At 37.3% G+C, this 19,471-nt stretch carries 13 protein-coding genes and 4 pseudogenes; 13 read left to right on the forward strand and 4 right to left on the reverse strand.

Going from position 1 to position 19,471, the window contains the following annotated elements:
• The first annotated feature begins 191 nt into the window (after window positions 1-191).
• Together M5V91_RS05590 and M5V91_RS05595 are read left to right on the forward strand one after the other, a co-directional pair.
• Window positions 192-1,197: pseudogene (locus M5V91_RS05590) on the forward strand (ketoacyl-ACP synthase III).
• 891 nt (window positions 1,198-2,088) lie between these two features.
• Window positions 2,089-2,757: a DNA alkylation repair protein gene (locus M5V91_RS05595; RefSeq protein WP_009334000.1), complete on the forward strand. Its 669-nt coding sequence runs from the start codon at window positions 2,089-2,091 to the stop codon at window positions 2,755-2,757.
• Between the two features lie 425 nt (window positions 2,758-3,182).
• Here the strand turns inward: M5V91_RS05595 and M5V91_RS05600 are convergent, their stop codons facing one another.
• Window positions 3,183-4,166: a LacI family DNA-binding transcriptional regulator gene (locus tag M5V91_RS05600; protein WP_009334001.1), complete on the reverse strand. Its 984-nt coding sequence runs from the start codon at window positions 4,164-4,166 to the stop codon at window positions 3,183-3,185.
• 83 nt (window positions 4,167-4,249) lie between these two features.
• On the opposite strand from M5V91_RS05600, the gene M5V91_RS05605 reads away from it, so the two are divergent.
• The gene (locus M5V91_RS05605) at window positions 4,250-5,077 is read left to right on the forward strand and encodes an HAD-IIB family hydrolase (RefSeq protein WP_009334002.1); all 828 of its coding nucleotides are present in this window, start codon (window positions 4,250-4,252) and stop codon (window positions 5,075-5,077) included.
• Window positions 5,078-5,216: 139 nt separating this feature from the next.
• Here the strand turns inward: M5V91_RS05605 and M5V91_RS05610 are convergent.
• Window positions 5,217-5,789, reverse strand: a pseudogene (locus tag M5V91_RS05610) (transposase); the annotation flags it as partial.
• A 150-nt stretch (window positions 5,790-5,939) separates the two neighbouring features.
• Entirely contained in the window at window positions 5,940-6,470 is a 531-nt protein-coding gene (locus tag M5V91_RS05615) for a GNAT family N-acetyltransferase (RefSeq protein WP_217027047.1), read from the reverse strand.
• 448 nt (window positions 6,471-6,918) lie between these two features.
• Between M5V91_RS05615 and M5V91_RS05620 the strand changes: the two genes are divergently transcribed.
• Complete coding sequence (locus tag M5V91_RS05620; protein ID WP_284521861.1) at window positions 6,919-8,433, forward strand: MDR family MFS transporter; 1,515 nt, start codon at window positions 6,919-6,921, stop codon at window positions 8,431-8,433.
• 210 nt (window positions 8,434-8,643) lie between these two features.
• Here M5V91_RS05620 and M5V91_RS05625 read toward each other — a convergent pair whose 3' ends face one another.
• A complete protein-coding gene (locus M5V91_RS05625) occupies window positions 8,644-9,084 on the reverse strand; it encodes an Lrp/AsnC family transcriptional regulator (RefSeq protein WP_071157088.1) in 441 nt (146 codons plus the stop codon).
• 122 nt (window positions 9,085-9,206) lie between these two features.
• Here M5V91_RS05625 and M5V91_RS05630 point away from each other — a divergent pair, with 122 nt between their 5' ends.
• From M5V91_RS05630 to M5V91_RS05670, 9 genes and pseudogenes are all read left to right on the forward strand, one after another.
• Window positions 9,207-9,629: a carboxymuconolactone decarboxylase family protein gene (locus M5V91_RS05630; protein WP_071157086.1), complete on the forward strand. Its 423-nt coding sequence runs from the start codon at window positions 9,207-9,209 to the stop codon at window positions 9,627-9,629.
• Between the two features lie 346 nt (window positions 9,630-9,975).
• Window positions 9,976-11,216, forward strand: a pseudogene (locus tag M5V91_RS05635) (serine hydrolase domain-containing protein).
• A 700-nt stretch (window positions 11,217-11,916) separates the two neighbouring features.
• Window positions 11,917-12,213, forward strand: a complete 297-nt coding sequence (locus M5V91_RS05640; protein WP_284522250.1) for a hypothetical protein — start codon at window positions 11,917-11,919, stop codon at window positions 12,211-12,213.
• A 392-nt stretch (window positions 12,214-12,605) separates the two neighbouring features.
• Entirely contained in the window at window positions 12,606-13,211 is a 606-nt protein-coding gene (locus M5V91_RS05645; protein ID WP_284521862.1) for a hypothetical protein, read from the forward strand.
• 503 nt (window positions 13,212-13,714) lie between these two features.
• Window positions 13,715-14,518: a hypothetical protein gene (locus M5V91_RS05650; RefSeq protein WP_009334009.1), complete on the forward strand. Its 804-nt coding sequence runs from the start codon at window positions 13,715-13,717 to the stop codon at window positions 14,516-14,518.
• A 238-nt stretch (window positions 14,519-14,756) separates the two neighbouring features.
• Window positions 14,757-15,178: pseudogene (locus M5V91_RS05655) on the forward strand (MarR family winged helix-turn-helix transcriptional regulator).
• Complete coding sequence (locus M5V91_RS05660; protein WP_284521863.1) at window positions 15,162-15,506, forward strand: DUF3147 family protein; 345 nt, start codon at window positions 15,162-15,164, stop codon at window positions 15,504-15,506. Before M5V91_RS05655 ends, M5V91_RS05660 begins: the two are co-directional and overlap by 17 nt.
• A 268-nt stretch (window positions 15,507-15,774) precedes the next feature.
• The gene (locus tag M5V91_RS05665; protein WP_009334012.1) at window positions 15,775-16,209 is read left to right on the forward strand and encodes a VOC family protein; all 435 of its coding nucleotides are present in this window, start codon (window positions 15,775-15,777) and stop codon (window positions 16,207-16,209) included.
• 1,243 nt (window positions 16,210-17,452) lie between these two features.
• Window positions 17,453-19,216 carry a Rieske (2Fe-2S) protein gene (locus M5V91_RS05670; RefSeq protein WP_217027042.1) on the forward strand — a complete coding sequence of 588 codons (1,764 nt, stop codon included), beginning with the start codon at window positions 17,453-17,455 and terminating at the stop codon, window positions 19,214-19,216.
• Window positions 19,217-19,471: the final 255 nt, after the last annotated feature.

Below are 19,471 nucleotides of genomic sequence, written 5' to 3' on the forward strand. Positions count from 1 at the left end.
TGCATTCTAAAGGATCGGCTGCAATCACAGCCGGTCTTTTTTATTCAAGTATAGAGGCGGTTTACTTCAATAAGGAGTAAGCATGTTTGTTATAGAAAAAATGTATTTAAATTGATTTTTAATAATATAAATCGTTATAATTAGTACCAGGTATTAATACTAACTTCTAATAAAAATAAGGGGTGGATTGTATGATAGGGGCGAGAGTAACAGCTATTGGGACATATGTACCCGAAAAAAATTAACAAATTTTGAGCTTGAGCAAATGGTGGAAACAAATAATGAGTGGATTATTCAAAGGACAGGAATTCATGAACGTAGAATAACTCATCCTGATGAATATACTAGTGATTTATGTGTCTCTGCTGTAAAAGATTTAATGCACAGATATAATAAAAAAGTCGAAGATGTCGATATGATTATTGTGGCAACAAGCACACCAGATTTTCCATTCCCATCTGTCTCAAGTATCATACAGGACCAATTAAATATATCTCAAACAGGTGCCATAGATTTAAGTGCAGCGTGTGCAGGATTCGTTTATGCATTGCATACAGCACACAGTTTAATATCTTCTGGACTTCACAAAAAAGTACTTGTAATTGGAGCAGACACAATCTCAAAAATTACGGATTATACCGATAGAAGTACATGTATTTTATTTGGTGATGGTGCTGGTGCAGTATTAGTTGAAAGGGATGAACAATCAAAAAGTTTCATTGGATTCCACCTAGGAAGTGATGGGAGAGGAGCGCAACATGTATATCGTTCTGGACTATCAAAAAGGTTAATGATATTGAGTTAATCGATACTCAATATCTTGTACAAAATGGTAGAGAGGTTTTCCGATGGGTTGTAAGGAATGTACCCGATAGTATTAAACAGATTTTAGACAAAACGCAAACGAGTTTAGAGCAAGTTGATTGGTTCATACCTCATAGCGCAAACTTAAGGTTGATAGAGCCGATTTGCGAAAAATTAGATTTCCAAATGGAAAAAACCCTTTACAGCTTAGTCAACTTTGGAAATACCTCTGCTGCAACAATTCCCTTAGCTCTTGATCTTGGAATCCGTGAGGGAAAAGTCAAAAATGGAGACCGAGTTCTTATGTATGGTTTTGGATCTGGATTGGTTCATGCTGGACAACTTTTAGAATTAAATTTTGACGAACAAATGAATACTCCTCCACAGTTGTGATGTATGCTAAGTAATCATTTTGATAAACAGTGATTTATGAATAGAGATGTCCCTGGTAAGTCTGCTTTTCTTATTAACTACTATTAATGATAAGATTAAAGAAAGTATTATTGTAAATACAAGGTGGGATTTTTTGATTTGGTTTTTATTAGGTATTCTATTTGTGATATACGTAATTTTTAGTCTTTCAACAATAAAATATCAGTTAAGATTAATTATTACACACCTTAACATTAATGAAGAACCCTCTAAAGTACCTGATGAAGAAATTGAAAGAGAATTAGAAGAGGACAAAAAGGGGTAGTTTAAAACGTTAAGGGTGAAGAAACGCACTTTAAGAACGGGTAATAGAGTTGAAGATCCAGTATGGATCGGCAGCTCTTTTTTTATTCGACTAGAGGGGAAGTATTCTTTAATAAGGAAAAAATTTCTAAGTTTGCAATGAAACGAGGTTTTGCATTAAGACTATTAGTTTTTATGATTCTCCTGGCATTTGTTATTTTTAATGGTTTAAAAACAGATTTTATCGCATTGTTGATAATACCATAATCCTTCATAGGAAAGCCTTGGTACAGTTATTCTAGAATGGAACAAAATTAATATGTTTAGGTCATCGTTTTTGTTTTATAGTTAACGAATAGCTTGCTTTTAATAAGGGTTGCTGCGGCAGCTTGAATGCTCTTTTCGTTCCAAATAAAAAGAAGTAAATGAAAGATCGTTGCTCTTCTATTATAGGTGGAGAAAGCTTTATTATGATATATGCTACAATATTAAAAAAGATAAACTTTGGAGGCACACCACTGCAATAGGACTTATAACGAAATTAAGTTCTTGGTATATCCCGTCAAGGACATATTATGAAACAGTGCTTCAATAGAGGAGTTGTATAAAATGAATGAAAATAAAGGTACAGAAATAAAACGCTCTTTAAAAGCAGAAAACATTCTATCTCAGATCAATAGTAAAACTAAGCTAGGCGACTTACGAAAAATCGCGAAGGACATTAAAAAAGATCACGAACTAGCTATGGAACTTTGGTCAACCGAGGAGTTTTTGCCCAGACTATTAGCAATCTTAATTATGGACAAAAAACTTCTTTCACAAGATGTGCTAAATAAGCTTGATAAGGATATGCAGACTCACACTTTTGATGAGCGAAATAACTTAATGGATTGGTTAATGGCTAATCAGATTACCAAAGACAAGAAGACAATTGCATTGATGGAGTCATGGGAAAATAGTTCTTCTGCTCTTCAAAGACGAGCTTTCTGGTATAATCAAGGGCGATTGAGATGGACTGGACAAACACCGCCTGATAACACCGAAGACTTGCTATCTGCATTAGAAGCTAATATTACGCAGGAAGAACCGGAAGTTCAATGGGCTATGAATTTCACGGCAGGCTGGATAGGTGTTTATGATGAAAAGAATCGTGCACGTTGTATTAAACTTGGTGAGAAAACGGGTCTTTACAAAGATGAAATAGTAGCAAAAGGATGTACTCCAAGCTATTTGCCGGAGTTCATTAAGATTGAAGTTAACAAACGACATAATAATTAGTTACCTTTGAAAGATTCAATAGAGTTTGATGCAAAGAATAAAGGAATTCAAAGCCTCATATGAAAATTGTAAGAGGCTTGGACCGCAAAATAAAGAAAACAACACGTTATGGCAGCTAGTTAGTGAAGTGCAAGGAAAATGTAAAGGATTAACCCACTATCTCTTTTTGAACTGTAGGGCACTTATCTTTAAGAAGAACAGCTTTCCAGCTGCGAAGTACAAATTTAGTGGGTTCCTATGTTCTGCTGCTTCTTCAATTTTGTGGAGAAATAAGGGTATGAAATCAGGATCAGCTGCCAAACAATAGGCGGCTTTTTCTTATTGCACTAAAGGAGCAGGTTTGTTAAAGAAGGATGATAAATTAAATAATGAAAAGGGAAACATTTTTAGAGGGATTTAATCTTGTACAGGACACAATTCCATTCTTAAGTCCCCCTTATTACCAGATTCCCTTTATAAACTTTTCTTACAGTGGGAAATTTTTTACCTTCAAGTCTGTCAAGTAAGCAGTACATCAAATCCTTGACCATCAATTCAGTCTGATTTTGAATGCTGGAAAGTGCAGGGAAAGTTGTCAGGCAAATTGGGTGGTTGTCAAAACCAATAATGGAAAGTTCTTTTGGAACAGAAACACCATGTTTTTTAGCTGACGAAAGTAATCCTGCCGCTAAAAAGTCACTGCCTGCAAGAATTCCATCATGATTGCAATGACCTGAAAAAATTTCATCTCCCAGTAGTATACCTTCTTCAATCGTAGAGTAACCACTTAACTTTTGCTGAATAGTACATGATTTATTTAAATCAAGATGAGCTTGTTTAAACCCTTCCCATCTTTGTCGCTGAAGTGGCGTTTTTTCTTCATCCGCACAAAATAATAGTTGGTTGCGTCCTTCTTTCAGCAGGTATTGGGTAGATGAATAAACTGCATCCCTTTCATCAAGTGAAAAGACATCTAAATGTCTTGTTTGAAGTGGTTCGTTGCAAATAAGCACTATCTTATCTCTAACTCTCTGTTTAATCTTCTTCTCACCTAATAAAGTATGGGTGATAATTACCGCGTCCAGCTCATTTTCAGTTAACTTCTCATAAATTTTATTTTCCTCATCAATAGAATAAAACGTTTGGAAAATCACTATCTTATATCCAGCTTTTCTGCATTTTGCTGCAATCATGCCAACAAGCGGGCTAAAATATGGGTGATCAAGGACCGGGATTGTCACACCAATTGTTTTTGTTGTCTGTGTTCTAAGGTTTACACCTCGTGCATTTCGAACAAAAGACAACTTTTCTATTGCTTCCATTACTTTTGTTCGGCTGTCTTCTGAAACATGAGGATGATTATTGATAACGCGTGATACCGTGGACTTAGAAACGCCACTAAGTCGAGCTATATCTAGAATAGTAGCCATTTTTTTACCTCTAAAAAAGATTTGACCTGGGAACGTTCCCTGCCTGTAACCTAAAAATAACATAGAACAGGGAGGTATTAAACGTGACATTTAAAGTGTACCATTCTAATGGAAATCCTGACTACTTAATGATATTTGATTTTGATGAAACATACTATCCGCATGAACTAAAAGGCTGGCAGTTAAAAGATTTGTATGAGCTTGAGGAGTATCTTGATAGGATTGTTCATAAGAAAAATATCAGAATTGGTTGGGTAACAGGCAGTAGTTTGGCTGATATCCATAAAAAAATGAGAGCAGCTCGGATGAACTACCTTCCGCATTTTATTGCATCAAATCTAGGAACGGAGTTATGGGAGATCAATTCTAAAGGAGAATTTTATCAAAATCAAGAGTGGAGGAAAAGAATCAAAAGGTCAGGATTTAGCCATAGAGTGGTTGAAGATCTTATTAATGATTTAAGACAATTATATGGAATACAGTTACAAAAACAAACACAATTTGGTCAACAATCGTTTAAAATGAATTATTATTATTTTATAGAAGATAGTGCGAGGGTTAAGTATGATCTAGATATCATAAAACAACTAGCACGCAATAGCGGAATAAATTTCAATATTAATCGTTGTAACCCTCTAGCTGGAGATCCGGTAAATGCATTTGATGTAGATTTTATTCCACAAAATACAGGCAAACGTGCAGTAGTGTACTTCGTCATAAAACAGTTTAGCATCTCTGTTGAGAATACATTTGCGTTTGGAGATAGTGGGAATGATATAGAGATGCTTAAAGCCGTAAAGCATGGATATTTATTGAAGAATGCTACAGAAGAAGCAAAACAACTGCATGATACGATAACGGCAGATCCTTATGCCAAAGGCATCCAAAACGTTTGTAGGATTTACTTTTAATTTTAATTCGTTGAACTAAACTCATTAATGGAGCTAAATCAATCACAGGCTGTTATTTTGCCTAAATATGTAGTTAGATACTATTATTTGCAGAGTATAAGGCATGACAAAGCCTACTGGATCCTCTTTTTGAGATTCAATTTTTTGTGAATTTACTAGATTTTGAATACACCAGGTTCAACCCCAGCGAAAGCTATCAGCTTTTTAGGATCAGTAAATCAATCTATCTCCCCAATTCCTGAAATAATCATGGCAGCGATCTTTTCTCCTAACCCGTGATAGATTTGATAATATTATACTCTTAAACTTCTTTAGCGAGGGCATCTATCTCAGACTCTAATTTGGATAGGTGCTCTTTATACATTCCTAGATTGAATATGACTCTGATAAAACGTCTTTTCTAAAGGATTTCGTTTTGCCGAAGCTTTGAGCTCAGTAGCTATTCATTTGCCCATTTTTAAGATCGACTCTTACATAATTCAGCGATTTTATCAACTATTGATACATCACTTACCGCTACTATATCTACAGGAGAGGGAAGCTATAAAAGAGTTAAGAGTGGTGCGATTGAAAATAAGTCACTATAAACCCTCTGTATTCGGGGAAGACTTGGTCTAAATTTGCTTGAAATTGCAGCTTTGTATGGACGAAAACCCCCAGTAATATTCTTGTGTTGTCATATAAGGTTCCCAAGGTATAGCAGCTGAAATCCTGGTGATCTTATATTACGAATGGGGCAGGTTATGTAAACAAGATATATGCTGGTATGTCAGATTAGATGAATACTTTATAGCTAGTTAGGCAGCCCCATCGAATTGTTAATGATAAATAGCCCATACTTTTACAAGTATAGGCAGACGAATTAATCTGTTACTAACAACGAATATAGATTGAGATCAATAAAGCGTCCTTTTGATCTTTCCACTTTTCTCATTGTTCCTTCAAAGCCGAAATTTAATTTTTTCAGGACTTTAATTGAGTTGAAATTTTCAGGTTCTACTTTTGCTTCTATTCGATTAAGTTCTAAATCGTTAAAGGCATGCCTTATTAAACAAGTAATAGCTTCAGGAGCAAAGCCTTTACCCCAAAAAGGTTTATTAATTTCGTAACCAATTTCAGCTTTTGCATTTTCAAAATCTAAAATGTTAAAACCGCAAGAACCAATAATTTCATTTGATTCTAACTCAATTATTGAGTATCGGATTGCAGTGTTTTCTTTTGATAGTTTATCAAATAATATAATCATTTCTTTTGCTTGTTTTTTATCAGTGAAATTATCAATATTCATGAATCTAGTTACTTCTGGATTAGACCAAACTTGAAACAATTTCTCTAAGTCTGATACCTGCATTTTTCTTAACATTAATCTTTTTGTGCTAAGTTCTTTAATCAATATTTTTACCTCCATTATGCTTTTATTTGGGGTCAAGATATTGATATCTGGGCATAGTTCAGTCCTTTCATAAAATGATAATAAGATTATACCAGCTTTCTGCTATATAGAGAAAATATATTAGATCCTGTTTATATAAAGGACTAAAAGAAGTGGATATTTATGCTATTGCTAAATGGCAAATTTGATTATAAATCATTCTTGGAATTTAACAATTTCATCCTCTTTTCTAAAATGTAAAAGGGGAGGTAATTGGATATTGAGAGACCATCAGTGAACTTTTTATGCTATGTGTTAAAACTCATTATAATTAGTACCCTGTTGATGGAAGCGGAGGTATGTCTTATAGAAGGAGTATCGAAACGCATGCGGAAGCGATTTCCTAGAGTGGAAATCAACCAAGTAAGTATAAAAGAGCCTTAATTTTAGAAAAAGCTAGGAGATATTTATGAAGCAGCTACAAAGTAGACAAAATCTGGTAGTAACAGGATTGTTGCTCTCTATTCTTATGGCTTCAATGGATAACACCATTGTTGCAACAGCTATGGGGACCATTGTTGGGGATTTAGGAGGGCTTGATAAGTTTATTTGGGTAACATCAGCTTATATGGTGGCGGAAATGGCAGGTATGCCGATATTTGGCAAACTTTCTGATATGTTTGGACGGAAACGTTTTTTTATGATGGGGTTAATCTTTTTTATGTTCGGGTCAATTCTTTGCGGAACTGCTCAGACCATTGAACAGCTTAGTGTTTACCGTGCTTTACAGGGAATTGGCGGTGGTGCATTAATACCGATAACCTTCACCATTATAATCGATCTTTTCCCGCCTGGTAAGCGGGGAAAGATGAGCGGGCTATTCGGAGCTGTTTTTGGTTTATCAAGTATATTCGGTCCGTTGCTTGGAGCCTATATTACTGATTATATCAGCTGGCATTGGATATTCTATATCAATCTTCCAATTGGGGTTCTCTCATTAATGTTAATTGCTTTATTTTACAAAGAATCTCATAAACGCAAGAAACAAAAAATTGATTGGATGGGATCGATTACATTAGTTGGAGCAATAGTATGTCTGCTATTTGCTCTAGAGCTTGGGGGCAATGAGTACACTTGGGACTCTACTGTAATTTTAAGTTTATTTACCGGATTTGCGATTTTATTTACAATGTTTTTTATTACGGAAAAAAGCGCTGAAGATCCTGTTATTTCTTTCACTATGTTTAAAGATCGCCTTTTTGCTTCAAGCACGATGGTAGGCTTATTTTATGGGGTCTCCTTCATTGTAGGAATTGTGTATTTACCGATCTTTATTCAGGGGGTAACAGGTGGCAGTGCAACAAATTCAGGCCTAATCCTACTTCCTATGATGCTGGGTGTGGTAGTGTCCTCACAAATAGGGGCAATGGCGGCTCCAAAACTCGGGTTTCGGAGTGTCATGCTCATTTTTTCCGTTATTTTGCTAATTGGGATGTATTTGCTAAGTACAGTTTCAGCGGAAACATCAAGATTTGTAATTACATTGTATATGATAATTATCGGATTAGGCACAGGAGCTTCTTTTTCTGTAATAAATATGGCAGCTATCCATAGATTTGGACCGGAAAGCCGAGGTTCAGCTACTTCAACAGTATCGTTTTTACGACAGCTAGGGATGAGTTTGGGAATTACCATTTATGGGATTATACAACGTTCCTATTTTTCATATAAAACGCAAGAAATATCCAGTGGAAACAATCATTTGATTACCGGAGGAGCTCAAAATGATCCACGCTCTATTCTATCTGAGCAAGCACGTAAGACTATGCAAGAGCCATTACTGGATAAAATTATTGATGCCCTTGCAGAATCAATAAGTTATACATTCACATGGGCTCTCATACCATCCGTATTGGCGTTGTTTTTCGTGTTTTTCTTGACAAATGACCGTATTTCTAGTAGCGACACTCAACAGAAAAACTAGCTTGACCTCATTCTCTTCCTGTTCGTTCATGTATTGCAATATCATTAAATTAAAAAGTGCTTTTTTGCTGGTCATAAAAAGAAAGAGAGGAGGCCCTTAGGACCTCCTTTTTCATATATAATGGTTCACCAATATTAGTCCAGACTGTGTTGCGGATGCTTTTCTTATTGTGTTAACGAGTCAGAGTAGTGAAATAGACTTGATTATTACCTATTGGGTACTCATTTTCAAATTGGTCTGGACCTCCGAAAAAATAAAATGTGTGACAGTACGGGCATACGGACTTACATTTTCAATAAACTCTTCTGCCTTTCTAAAAGTGTCGAATTGTATTTTTAGCATATAACAGGCATTTCCTGCAATCCGATAACAGAATTCTACATTTGGTAACTCCTCAATATATTTCCTAAAAGAGCTATAGTCCCCATTTTTAACAGTAGCTTCTATTATACATTGGATTGGAAGCCCTAATTTCTCATAATCCACTTCCAATGTGTACTTTTTAATTATTCCAAGTGATTCCATTTTCCTAACACGATCTGTAACCGATGGAGAAGATAAATTGATTTTTCTTCCAAGTGCACTCATTGATAATCTGCTATCTTCGCTTAATACATCTATTATTTTCTTATCAATATCATCGATTTTCATATCAAATCTTATTTCCCTCATTTTCGTTAAATTTTTAATGAAATATTGAAAACTGCATTTCAAACTTAATGTGAAGCGATGAAATAATTCGATATGATAAATAATACAAGGAGGGATTAATTATGGCAAGAATTGAGGAATCACAGTTCGGGGCGACCCCTTTCCAAAGACTTTTGGGACATAACAAGGAAATAATGATTATGTGGAGTCGACTGGGAAATGAGTTGGAGAAAGAAGGGAAGCTTACTGCTCATTTAAAAGAGCAAGTAAGAAGAACTCTTGCACAAAGTAGTGGTTGTGCATATTGCAAAGCAAAAGGAAAACCAGAACCTAATTTGTACGATGAAAAAATATCAATTGCGGTAGGATTTGCGGAGGTATTTATTAAACAAAAAGGGGATGTTCCAGATGCAATTTTTAAAGTGTTAAAAGAGTACATGTCTGACGGTGAAATTAGCGAGCTTTGTGCGTTTATCACTTTTGCAACTGCTTCACAATATTTTGGTGCCATTATGAAATTAGAAGCACAGGCAACTGATATATAACTCTTATTTCTCTCAGTTAAGGATTAACGCTTTTATTTTTATTTAAGAAAGCGGGGCAGGTTAGTGTTCAAAAGAGGATTGTTGAATATGGAATATGTATTTACTGCAGGAATATACATAATTAGGTAATGGGAAGGTGAGAGTTTAAATGGATAAGGCCAGTATTTTCACCCTGCTCGGCTCTAATGGGGCGGGCAAGACAACGGTTGTCAAAGAAGTTTATTAGGGAATAATGGTGACGTTAATTTTGATGAAAACGAGAAAAAACGTCCAATGAACAATTTGCTCTATGCTAAACGAAGGACATATCCATAGGCGGATAAAAAAGCAAAGAGAGGGAAACCAAATGAAAAACAGTTCAACGGTGCAAAACAACAACGGCTTCTCAGAAATAGGGCTGCGCAGAATGCGTAAGGTGCTGGCACGGTATGTCGATTCAGGGAAGGTTCCTGGGCTCGTCGCCCTAGTTAGCCGATACGGTGAGACGCACGTCGAAGCGATCGGAACAATGCGCCATGACGGTGGTGGGCCGATGCGCCGGGACACGATCTTCCGGATGGCGTCAACGTCCAAGCCAGTCGCGGTCGCGGCGGTGATGGTTTTGCTCGACGAGTGTAAGATACGGCTGGACGACCTAGTAGAGAAGTGGCTGCCTGAACTCGCCAATCGGCAGGTGCTGAAACGGCCCGACAGTCCGCTGGACGATACTGTGCCAGCACGGCGGCCGATTACTGTACGGGATCTGCTAACCTCCACGTTTGGGCTCGGCTTGGATTTCACGGCGCTGGGCACTCCGATCATGAACGCGATCCTCGAGAAGAATCTCGCGGCCAATGTACCGCCGATGCCCGATCCGGATGAGTGGATGCGCCGCCTTGGCTCACTTCCCTTGCAGTACCAGCCCGGAGAGCGCTGGCAATACAACATCAGCAACGATCTACTCGGCGTGCTCGTTGCTAGAGTCACTGGCCAGTCGTATGGAACATTCCTACGCGAACGCATCTTCGATCCGCTGGGCATGAAAGACACCGGTTTCTACGTGAACGAAAGCAAGATTGACCGGCTGCCGCCACTCTACGCCCCCGATCCGCAAACCGGAGAGTTCATCGTATGGGATGAGGCGAAGGGGGACTCCATAGCCAGCCTCCTGCGTTCGAGAGCGGCGGTGGCGGACTTTCCTCCACCGTCGATGACTATCACGCCTACTTCCGGATGCTGCTGAACAAAGGGATGCACGGGAACAAACGAATTTTGTCCCGAGCCGCCGTTGAGCTGATGACTACCAACCGCCTTACACCCGATCAACAAGCCGTCCGAAACGAAATGGCCACCAACAACGTCCATATATCATTCGGCCAAGGGCAGCACGGTGGCTGGGGCATGGGGATGGCGGTGCGCACCTACCGTGGCGACTACGCGCCAATCGGCCAATTCGGCTGGGACGGAGGAAGCGGGACCTCGACCTACGCTGACCCAGAAAATCAGCTCATCGGAATCCTGCTCACCCAACTTGGGTCGACCGTTCCGGATCCGATGCATCTTATGCTAGACTTCTGGACCATGGTCTACCAGGCAATCGAAGACTGACACCGAGCCTGCGGTTCGTCGTTCGTTTAAAAAAAGGACGGTGAATCATCGGCATTATTGGGGCAGAACCTTGCCATGACAGGGAGTTGGTTGGATATAGTGTAAGCGGCCAAGATCATAGCCGCAAGTCCTTGGAAGTCTATAAAAGTCTGCAATCACCGATGCCCAGCAGTTATATAACGAGGTCATATAAATAATTCCCCATTTAATTACATCTAGATTGCGGGTGGTTTCAGCTTCGCTGATACTACCCCTTTTTAAGTTGAAAAAATAAATTGATAAAAATGAAGCTTATTTTCCTCTCTATTTTTAAAATTTTCCGTTTTTTCATTATTTTACTTCTTCCATTACAAAGAAAAAGACGTAACTGGAGCCGTTCTCCATTTAGATCAAGGCTTCCTGTATATGTCAAAGCTATACTGCAGTCGATATTAGTTAAAAACATAAACCTTCCAAAAGAGCAGACCTTTTTGTAAATGGGACTAAATAATTTTAAGAGGGTTATTAAAGCAAAGGTATCTGCATATTCAAAATAAGGAAACGATTATTCTAATCAATATTGGACTAACAGATTTTAAATTTCTTCCAATTCTATGCGGATAGTATACTATTTTTATTAAGTATTAATATTGATGGGAGTTGCAGTGATTTGTTTCGAAGGGAAAAGGCTGTTATTATTGGCGGAGGTATTTCTGGAAAATTGGCTGCACGTGTACTGTCTGAAATTTTCCAAGAGGTAATTATTTTAGAACGTGATTCAGAACCACATGACCTTTTCCGAGGAAAGGTGTACCACATGGCGAGCATATCCATGCGCTTCTTTTTTCCGGTGCGAATGGTCTCGAAGAGCTGTTTCCTGGTATTACTGAGAAGTTTAACGCAAGCGGAGCTGTTAAAATCAATTCCACCCAAGACATTTCTTGGTTTCACCATGGGGTTTGGAAACTCCGCTATGTTGGAGACTACACAACCATTCTTCAAACACGCCCGCATCTAGAGTGGCATATTGAACAATACTTTAAAAATATCCCAAACGTAACCATTCAGTACAGCCAAAACGTTCAAAACTTTATATATATTGAAGAAGAAAATCGAATTACTGGAATCGAAATAATCAATGGCAGCAACTCCATAAGAACCATAAATGCGGACCTGATTGTAGATGCAAGCGGAGTAAACGGTCTTTCCTCAAGATGGCTAAACAAACGAGAAGTACATATTCCAGAAAAGACGGTTAAAATTGACTTAAGTTATTTTACAAAGACGCTTCAACTCCCTGACAACCAAAACAGGGACTGGTCCATTAAACTTCTGTATCCAACCCCTCCCTTTGAAAAAATCGGCGGAGGCATTTCTAAGGTTGAGGGAAATCGTTTTTTAGTCACGTTTATGGGATATCATAACGAAATAAACGAAAAAGAAATACTGAAAAGTGACAACAGCTTTATAGAATTAGCCAAAAAATTGCCAAAACTGGACATCTATCAAGAACTAAAGGTTGCCACTGCTTTATCCAGCACCTCTGCCTACCGTGTACCGAATATCACTTGGAGAAGATTTGATAAGGTGAATAATTTTCCAAACGGTCTTTTAATGATCGGGGATACGATATGCCGAATCGATCCTTTTTTTGGGCAAGGCATGAGTATTGCAGTCATGGAAGCGCTAGCATTAAAAGAATTACTTGCGAACGAAACGTACACAAATCAAAAAATGATTGAAACCTTTCATCAACAGGCTGTGAAAATCATTTCCCCTATTTGGAATATGGTTATAACAGAGGATTTTCGTTATCCGGAAACTATTGGGAAAAAGCCCGCAGGTCTTTCTATTCAGCAATGGTATGCGAAAAACATTTTTCTTTTATCATCTGAGAATAAAGATATCTATAACTCATTTATTAAGGTTATGCACCTTCTTCGCCCGACTTCCACCTTGATGCATCCAAGAATTATAAAAAGTGTGTTGAAGAGAAGATTTACAAATAATCGATAGAATTTTCTTCCAGAAATAAATTCTAAAATAAAAAAGAAACAAACGTTCTTATAAATACAAATTAACGCTTTCAAAAAATGGTTAAAAAATGCCCAACCCCTGGTATATAGGGGTTGGGCATTTTCCATAGTTAAGGTTAAGAAGGATTAACGCTTATTTATGAATTACGCTTATTTGTAAACAAGTTAAATGGATTTTACTGCCTCTCTGCTATCTTTATGGGATTATAGGGATTTTATTAACTATCTAATGTACCCTTTAGTTTAGGTGCAACTGATGATCAAAATAACTAATGGTTATATTAAATAAAACAAGGTTGTCCTGCTTAAATTTCATTGTATAAGAAGAATAAGGTTGAACTGAAAATCACACCAAATTATTGTGTTATGTTATATTTATGTGGATTAAGAAATGGAAGGAGCATTATACATGTGTTGCTCATGCTGTCCAGTAGTTGATATATCCCTTTTCTAAAAGAAAATTATTGAAAAGGGGACTAAGATATGTTAATCCAAAAGAAGATTATTCAAAGTGTTAGAGATAAATGTATCCAAGATAAATCGGTTTCAGCGTGTATGATGTATGGGTCTTTTACTAAAGGTGAAGGCGATCAGTATTCTGATGTTGAGTTTTATATATTCATTGACGATGATAAGGTAGAGAATTTTAGCTCAAGACTTTGGATTTCTGAAATATATTCAGTTGACTTAATCTTTTACAATGATTATGGAACAGAGGTAGTGATTTTTTCAAATATGATTCGTGGAGAATTTCATTTTCTTCCTGAATCAGAAATAGAAATCATAAGAAGTTTTAAACCGACTGGTGTTTTCCCAGATACTGATTCTATGTATATTTATGACTCCACCAATCAGTTAAAGCCTTTACTTGATGATTTAGGTGGGGATGGACCAGACCGAATGACAGATGAGAATGTAAACTTTGCATTTAATAATTTCGTGAATACTTGGCTGATGGGTGTAAACGTAATGAAAAGAGGAGAGTTAGCACGTTCTTTAGAGGTTCTAACTCAGGTTCAAAAGTTTATATTACAATTAATAAGGGTCAAAGAACAAACAGTTGAGCGTTGGTTAAACAGTACAAAAAACTTGGAAGAAGATATAAGCACCGAGTCTTACAATGATTATGCTGCAATTACCTCAACATTAAAAGAAAAAGAGATTAAAAATGCTTATAAGAGTGCTTTGAAATTAGCAGAAAAACTAAATTATATATTGGCTGCACACTATAGGGTAGAAGTAAATAAAGATTTGATCAGTAAGCTGCACCAATATCTCAAGAAATAAAATCAAAGAAGTTCTCTGTTATGACCAGCGCATTTTTAATTAAAGAGCGCCATTCTTTAATAAGGTATGCTTTCCTTAATGAACTAACGAGTGCTTTGCTTTAATATTCTGGCTGCTAAAATGCAGCCTTTTCTTATTCAATTAACGGGGCAGTTTAGTAAAGAACTGTTGCTATATATCCATTTATATCGTATTATAAGATATATTCTTAAGTTGCGATATAAGGAGAGGTAAGTTGATGAAAGAAATTGCACTTTTAAATCATCTTTGGACGGACATTTACTACCAATTACGTTATAACCACCAAGAAAAAATTCCTCACCAAAGCATACGCATTCTACAAGTTATTCAAAAAGAGGAAGAAGTAGGAATCAAAGAGATTGCGGAAGCTATTCAAGTGTCTCACAATACAGCTTCAGAGCATATTAAACGCTTATTTGAAAAAAACTATGTATTTAAAACCCGCAGCATAGAGGATGAGCGTAAGGTCATTTTAAGGCTTACCGATTTGGGAAGTGATGTATTGCACCGTCATTCCAGTCTCGATGAAGAAAAGCTAAAAAAGTTCTATTCAAACAAATGAGTGCTGAAGAAAGGGAATTAATCTTAGAGGCATTTACATTATTACAGGAGAGAGCAAAAGATGTTCACAATAGTTAAAATACTTATTTCAGCCATTATAATTGGCGTTATTACAGAATTCTCCCGAAGATATCCTCAACAAGGTGGAGTCATTGCGGCTTTACCAATTGTCAGCCTTTTAAGTATTTTATGGCTATATACTCAGGGTGAACAAATGGACAAAATAAGTAGGTTTGCTATTGGTGTTGTGTGGGGGCTTCCTGGAACAGTAGTGATGTTGCTAATTATAGGAATAGCATTAAAACATTCCATTCATTTATTTGCTTCATTAGGTCTGGGAATCGCAGCTTGGCTAGTCTTATTTTTTGCTCAAGACCTCATAGTGAAACATATAAGCAGTTTGTGAAGAAATAAGCATATCTAACGAGGCAGGTTGGTTGAACAAACGTCATTAGCTTTTTTCAATAATTGGCCAGATTCTGGTGCAACACAGTTAGCGTATTGTGCTTGAATTAGGAAGATATTATGAAAAAGTGGACTTAATGTAACGGACAGGATCATTGAAAATGGACATATATTCAGGGGTAACATATAGAATTTGTTATACTTAATTATATATTAGAAGAAAATGAAGTAAAGAATGTTTAATAACTAATAAAAGGAGTGTGATCATAATGGTAGGAGTAGAAATTGATTTGGTTGTTACAGATAGCTTAAAAGCATTGGAATTATACGAAAACATATTTGAGATCGAACGTATTGAGGTTTCAGATTTACCCAAAGGAACAAATGAAGCAGTATTTACCCTTTACGGCGTACGCTTTCACATGTTGGATGAGAATCCAGAATTTCAATTGATAGCACCATCCAAAGATGACCCTAAAACAATTTGGTTTAACGTTTCTGTCCCTGATATTAAGGAAACATATACAAAGGCAATGAGTTTGGGATGCACCGAGATACAACCGGTTGCTGATCTACCTGATTATGGAGTGTCAAATGCAATATTTATGGACTCTTTTGGTTATGTATGGATGCTTCACCAAATCCACAAAGTTGTAAGTCATGAAGAGCGTATACGACTTTGGGAGGAAAAAAGGAATCGTTAATATTAGATTATTAAAATCATTAACCTCTCAGGAGTAAAATCACGAATGTAAGGGCTATTTAATCACAAAAAGGCGTTTTTCTTTAGTAAGAAGAAGTCTTTTTTGTATGTTTCTACATAAAAAACTGTGAAGATTTTCAACTTAAACTATATGGGCCATTATTTAAGAAGGGGAACTAAATTTCTAGTTAGAAAAAGGAATGTCATTAAAAGTGAGAAAGTCCTTTGGTTTTTCTAGAGTACAACTTAATTTCATTATGACACTATGCCAGGGCTGTCTGTGTGTCTTATAGAGTTAGTTGACATGAAAAAAGCATATTAATTGACCGGAACGCATGTTAACGATCCAAAAAGGGAACGTAAAAAAGAGCGAATTGTGCTATCAAGAGTGTGGGGAACATCTGAAAAGGCTTTTTAGACGTACGCGAGCTCACACTCAAATTTATAAGTGCTAGTTATCCACATTTCGCAATACATTTGCTGCTCATTTAACATGGAAGGGCATGTCGTTAGTATGTATAAACGTTCTATTTGGACATAACGGCCCGCACAATTACAGTTGCTATATCATGAAGCAAGAAAAGATTTGTATGACCAATGGATTTAAAATAATGGAAAAAATGTTCGTATAATACAAATTAACGCAGTCATAAATTTGACTTAGTAAACGACCAAACCCTTGGTGTATAAGGGTTTGGTCGTTTTTATAATTATATCATATTTAGCATTAAGAAGGATTAAAGCTTGTTTTGGATGTTTCTTCAAGTATCCAGGCAATTAATGAGAAAATTTATTCTCATTATTTTTGTTAAATAAATAAGCAAAGCTTAAGGGTTTTATTTGAAAAACCAGCATGGATATGAGAGTTAAGAAATAGAAAATGATCCATACAAATAGAGACATCTGTCTTACAAAGCAAAAGATATGAAGGAAAGGCGGCTCTCTGTTAATTAAACTTTTCTATTTTATCGTTATTATGAATTGCTTCCGTTCCAGCATTCAATGCAGTCATATAATAACAGCATGGAAGCCCGATAACTTGCATTGTTTTTAAGTTCTTCAATCTGGTTATGTTAATCCATCTCTTTTGGGGATTATCTATCAGCCTTTTGGATGAGAAAAGTCCACACTTATGAAGGATTACTGTATTCCATCCATAATATATAGTAGTAGATAACAATTTTTATACGGCCTCTATCCTTATCCAGAGGGTCCATTGAAATTCATTTTTGGGAGTGATACCATTGTCAGAATTGATTTATGCAGGTTCATTAAAGACGCTTGAAGATGAAGGTGCAAAGGTAATTAAAGGCGGAAGTCATGCAATTGCAGTATTTGTTTACGAAAAACAAGTCTATGCGGTGGATAACCGTTGTCCGCATATGGGCTTTCCCCTCCATACAGGAAGCCTATGTGATGGGATTTTGACTTGTCACTGGCATCATGCTCGCTTTGATATAAAAAGTGGTGGAACCTTGGATCCATGGGCAGATGATGTCCCTACTTATCCTGTCGAGATTAAGGAAAATGAGGTTTGGGTTTACCCTGTCCCTTTTAATAAGGTGACAATCGAAAAATTGAGGCAGCGATTACGGGATGGCCTTGAGCAAAATATTAGTCTTGTCATCGCAAAATCGGTTGTCGGATTGATGGAAGCTGGTTTTCCGGCGACTGAGATTGCAAAGATCGGCGTCGAATTCGGAACGACACATCGGAGGAGCGGATGGGGTTCTGGGTTAACGATTTTAACAGCCATGACAAATGTATTGCCTAAATTGGATAAAACCGGACAGGTTTTAGCGTTGTTCCAAGGCCTGGTTCATGTTGCACGGGAAAGCTCTGGAATGGGAACACGCTTTTTGCTTGGATCCCTTCCTGTATCAAATGAAAAGAATGCCCAATCATTCGAACAATTATCAGAATGGTATCGTCATTGTGTGGAGGTGCGTGATTCACAGGGAGCCGAGCGGGTGCTATTGACCGCGATAGAATTGGGATTCTCGAACGAGAAGCTTGCTGACATGATGTTGACAGCGGTCACGGATCATTTTTATGTAAATACTGGTCATACTCTTGATTTTCATAATAAAGCATTCGAGATTTTAAATCAGATTGGTTTTGAGCATCGGCCCTATGTACTGTCATCATTGTTACCTGGTATCGGTGATGTTGCCCGCAGTGAAGAATCCCATAGCTGGCAATCACCTTTGAACTTGGTCAAGCCATTAATGGAGGCGTTCCCGAAATTACCTGATATCCTTGCTAATGTTTCGTCACGAAGCGACGCTGATATCGATGAAGCAACATTGGTTGAACAAATTTTATCAGATGACCCTATAAAAACGATAAATACGATGTTGGATGCACTTAAAAACGGCGTCACTCCTTCCCGTTTGGCCCAGATCGTAACTTTAGCGGCAGCTGATCGGATTTCCCGTTTTCATGTACAAAATGATTTCAGGGATTGGATTACTGTGCTTCATACTTTTACTCACGCTCATGCGGTACATGAATCGTTACGCCGCTCTACTACACCTGAATTGACCCGAGCTGTTTTCCATGGAGCAATGAGTGTGTATCTTGATCGTTTTCTCAATACTCCATCTGCAAGAAGGCCGGAACCAAAGAATGTGGAAACTGAACCGCAGAATCCTTCAGAATTATTGGAGATGATGAATCAACAGCAACAGGTTGCAGAATCAGCGAGATGGGTAGTGAATTACCTGGCACGCGGTGGTGATAAAAGCGAACTCTTCAATACGCTCGGGCACGCTTTACTAAGAGAGGATGCAGAGTTTCATTCATTTCAAATGTATGAAGCAGCAATGATAGAACATGATCATTGGGAAAAAGAGGATTCCGAGCTTGCTAGATATGCACAGGAAACTTTGATCCTCGCAGTAACACGTTATCTGGCAGGCCATGCCCCAACAGCCAGAGAAATGCCGCATACAGCACAAATTGCAATGCGCCTCCACAGAGGAGAAAAATTATTTGAAGATGAATGATCGATTGAGGACTATTCCTGCTTAAGAGAAAGTAATAAGCTGCGTACAATGCCCGGAATAGCAAGCAGGCTATTACCCGGCAAGCTCGCCAAGGCGATGATCAAGATTTTTAAGCAGACCATAATTGTTATTTTCTTTATGAAGGAATATCCTTACAGTTAGCATTTATATATTTTATGTTGATTTGTTGCTGTTTTTGGCGCATTGATGTACTGGTCAATAACCCAGGTAAAACCCTATGAAAGCATCCACAAG

It is taken from the genome of Cytobacillus pseudoceanisediminis (assembly GCF_023516215.1).
Taxonomy (GTDB): Bacteria; Bacillota; Bacilli; order Bacillales; family Cytobacillaceae; genus Cytobacillus; species Cytobacillus pseudoceanisediminis.

Coding starts and splice junctions, on each gene's coding strand:
- M5V91_RS05645 (WP_284521862.1), top strand. CDS start 12,606: ATGGGATATCATAACGAAATAAACGAAAAAGAAATACTGAAAAGTGAC.
- M5V91_RS05665 (WP_009334012.1), top strand. CDS start 15,775: ATGGTAGGAGTAGAAATTGATTTGGTTGTTACAGATAGCTTAAAAGCA.
- M5V91_RS05600 (WP_009334001.1), bottom strand. CDS start 4,166: ATGGCTACTATTCTAGATATAGCTCGACTTAGTGGCGTTTCTAAGTCC.
- M5V91_RS05620 (WP_284521861.1), top strand. CDS start 6,919: ATGAAGCAGCTACAAAGTAGACAAAATCTGGTAGTAACAGGATTGTTG.
- M5V91_RS05650 (WP_009334009.1), top strand. CDS start 13,715: ATGTTAATCCAAAAGAAGATTATTCAAAGTGTTAGAGATAAATGTATC.
- M5V91_RS05595 (WP_009334000.1), top strand. CDS start 2,089: ATGAATGAAAATAAAGGTACAGAAATAAAACGCTCTTTAAAAGCAGAA.
- M5V91_RS05630 (WP_071157086.1), top strand. CDS start 9,207: ATGGCAAGAATTGAGGAATCACAGTTCGGGGCGACCCCTTTCCAAAGA.
- M5V91_RS05660 (WP_284521863.1), top strand. CDS start 15,162: ATGTTCACAATAGTTAAAATACTTATTTCAGCCATTATAATTGGCGTT.
- M5V91_RS05625 (WP_071157088.1), bottom strand. CDS start 9,084: ATGAAAATCGATGATATTGATAAGAAAATAATAGATGTATTAAGCGAA.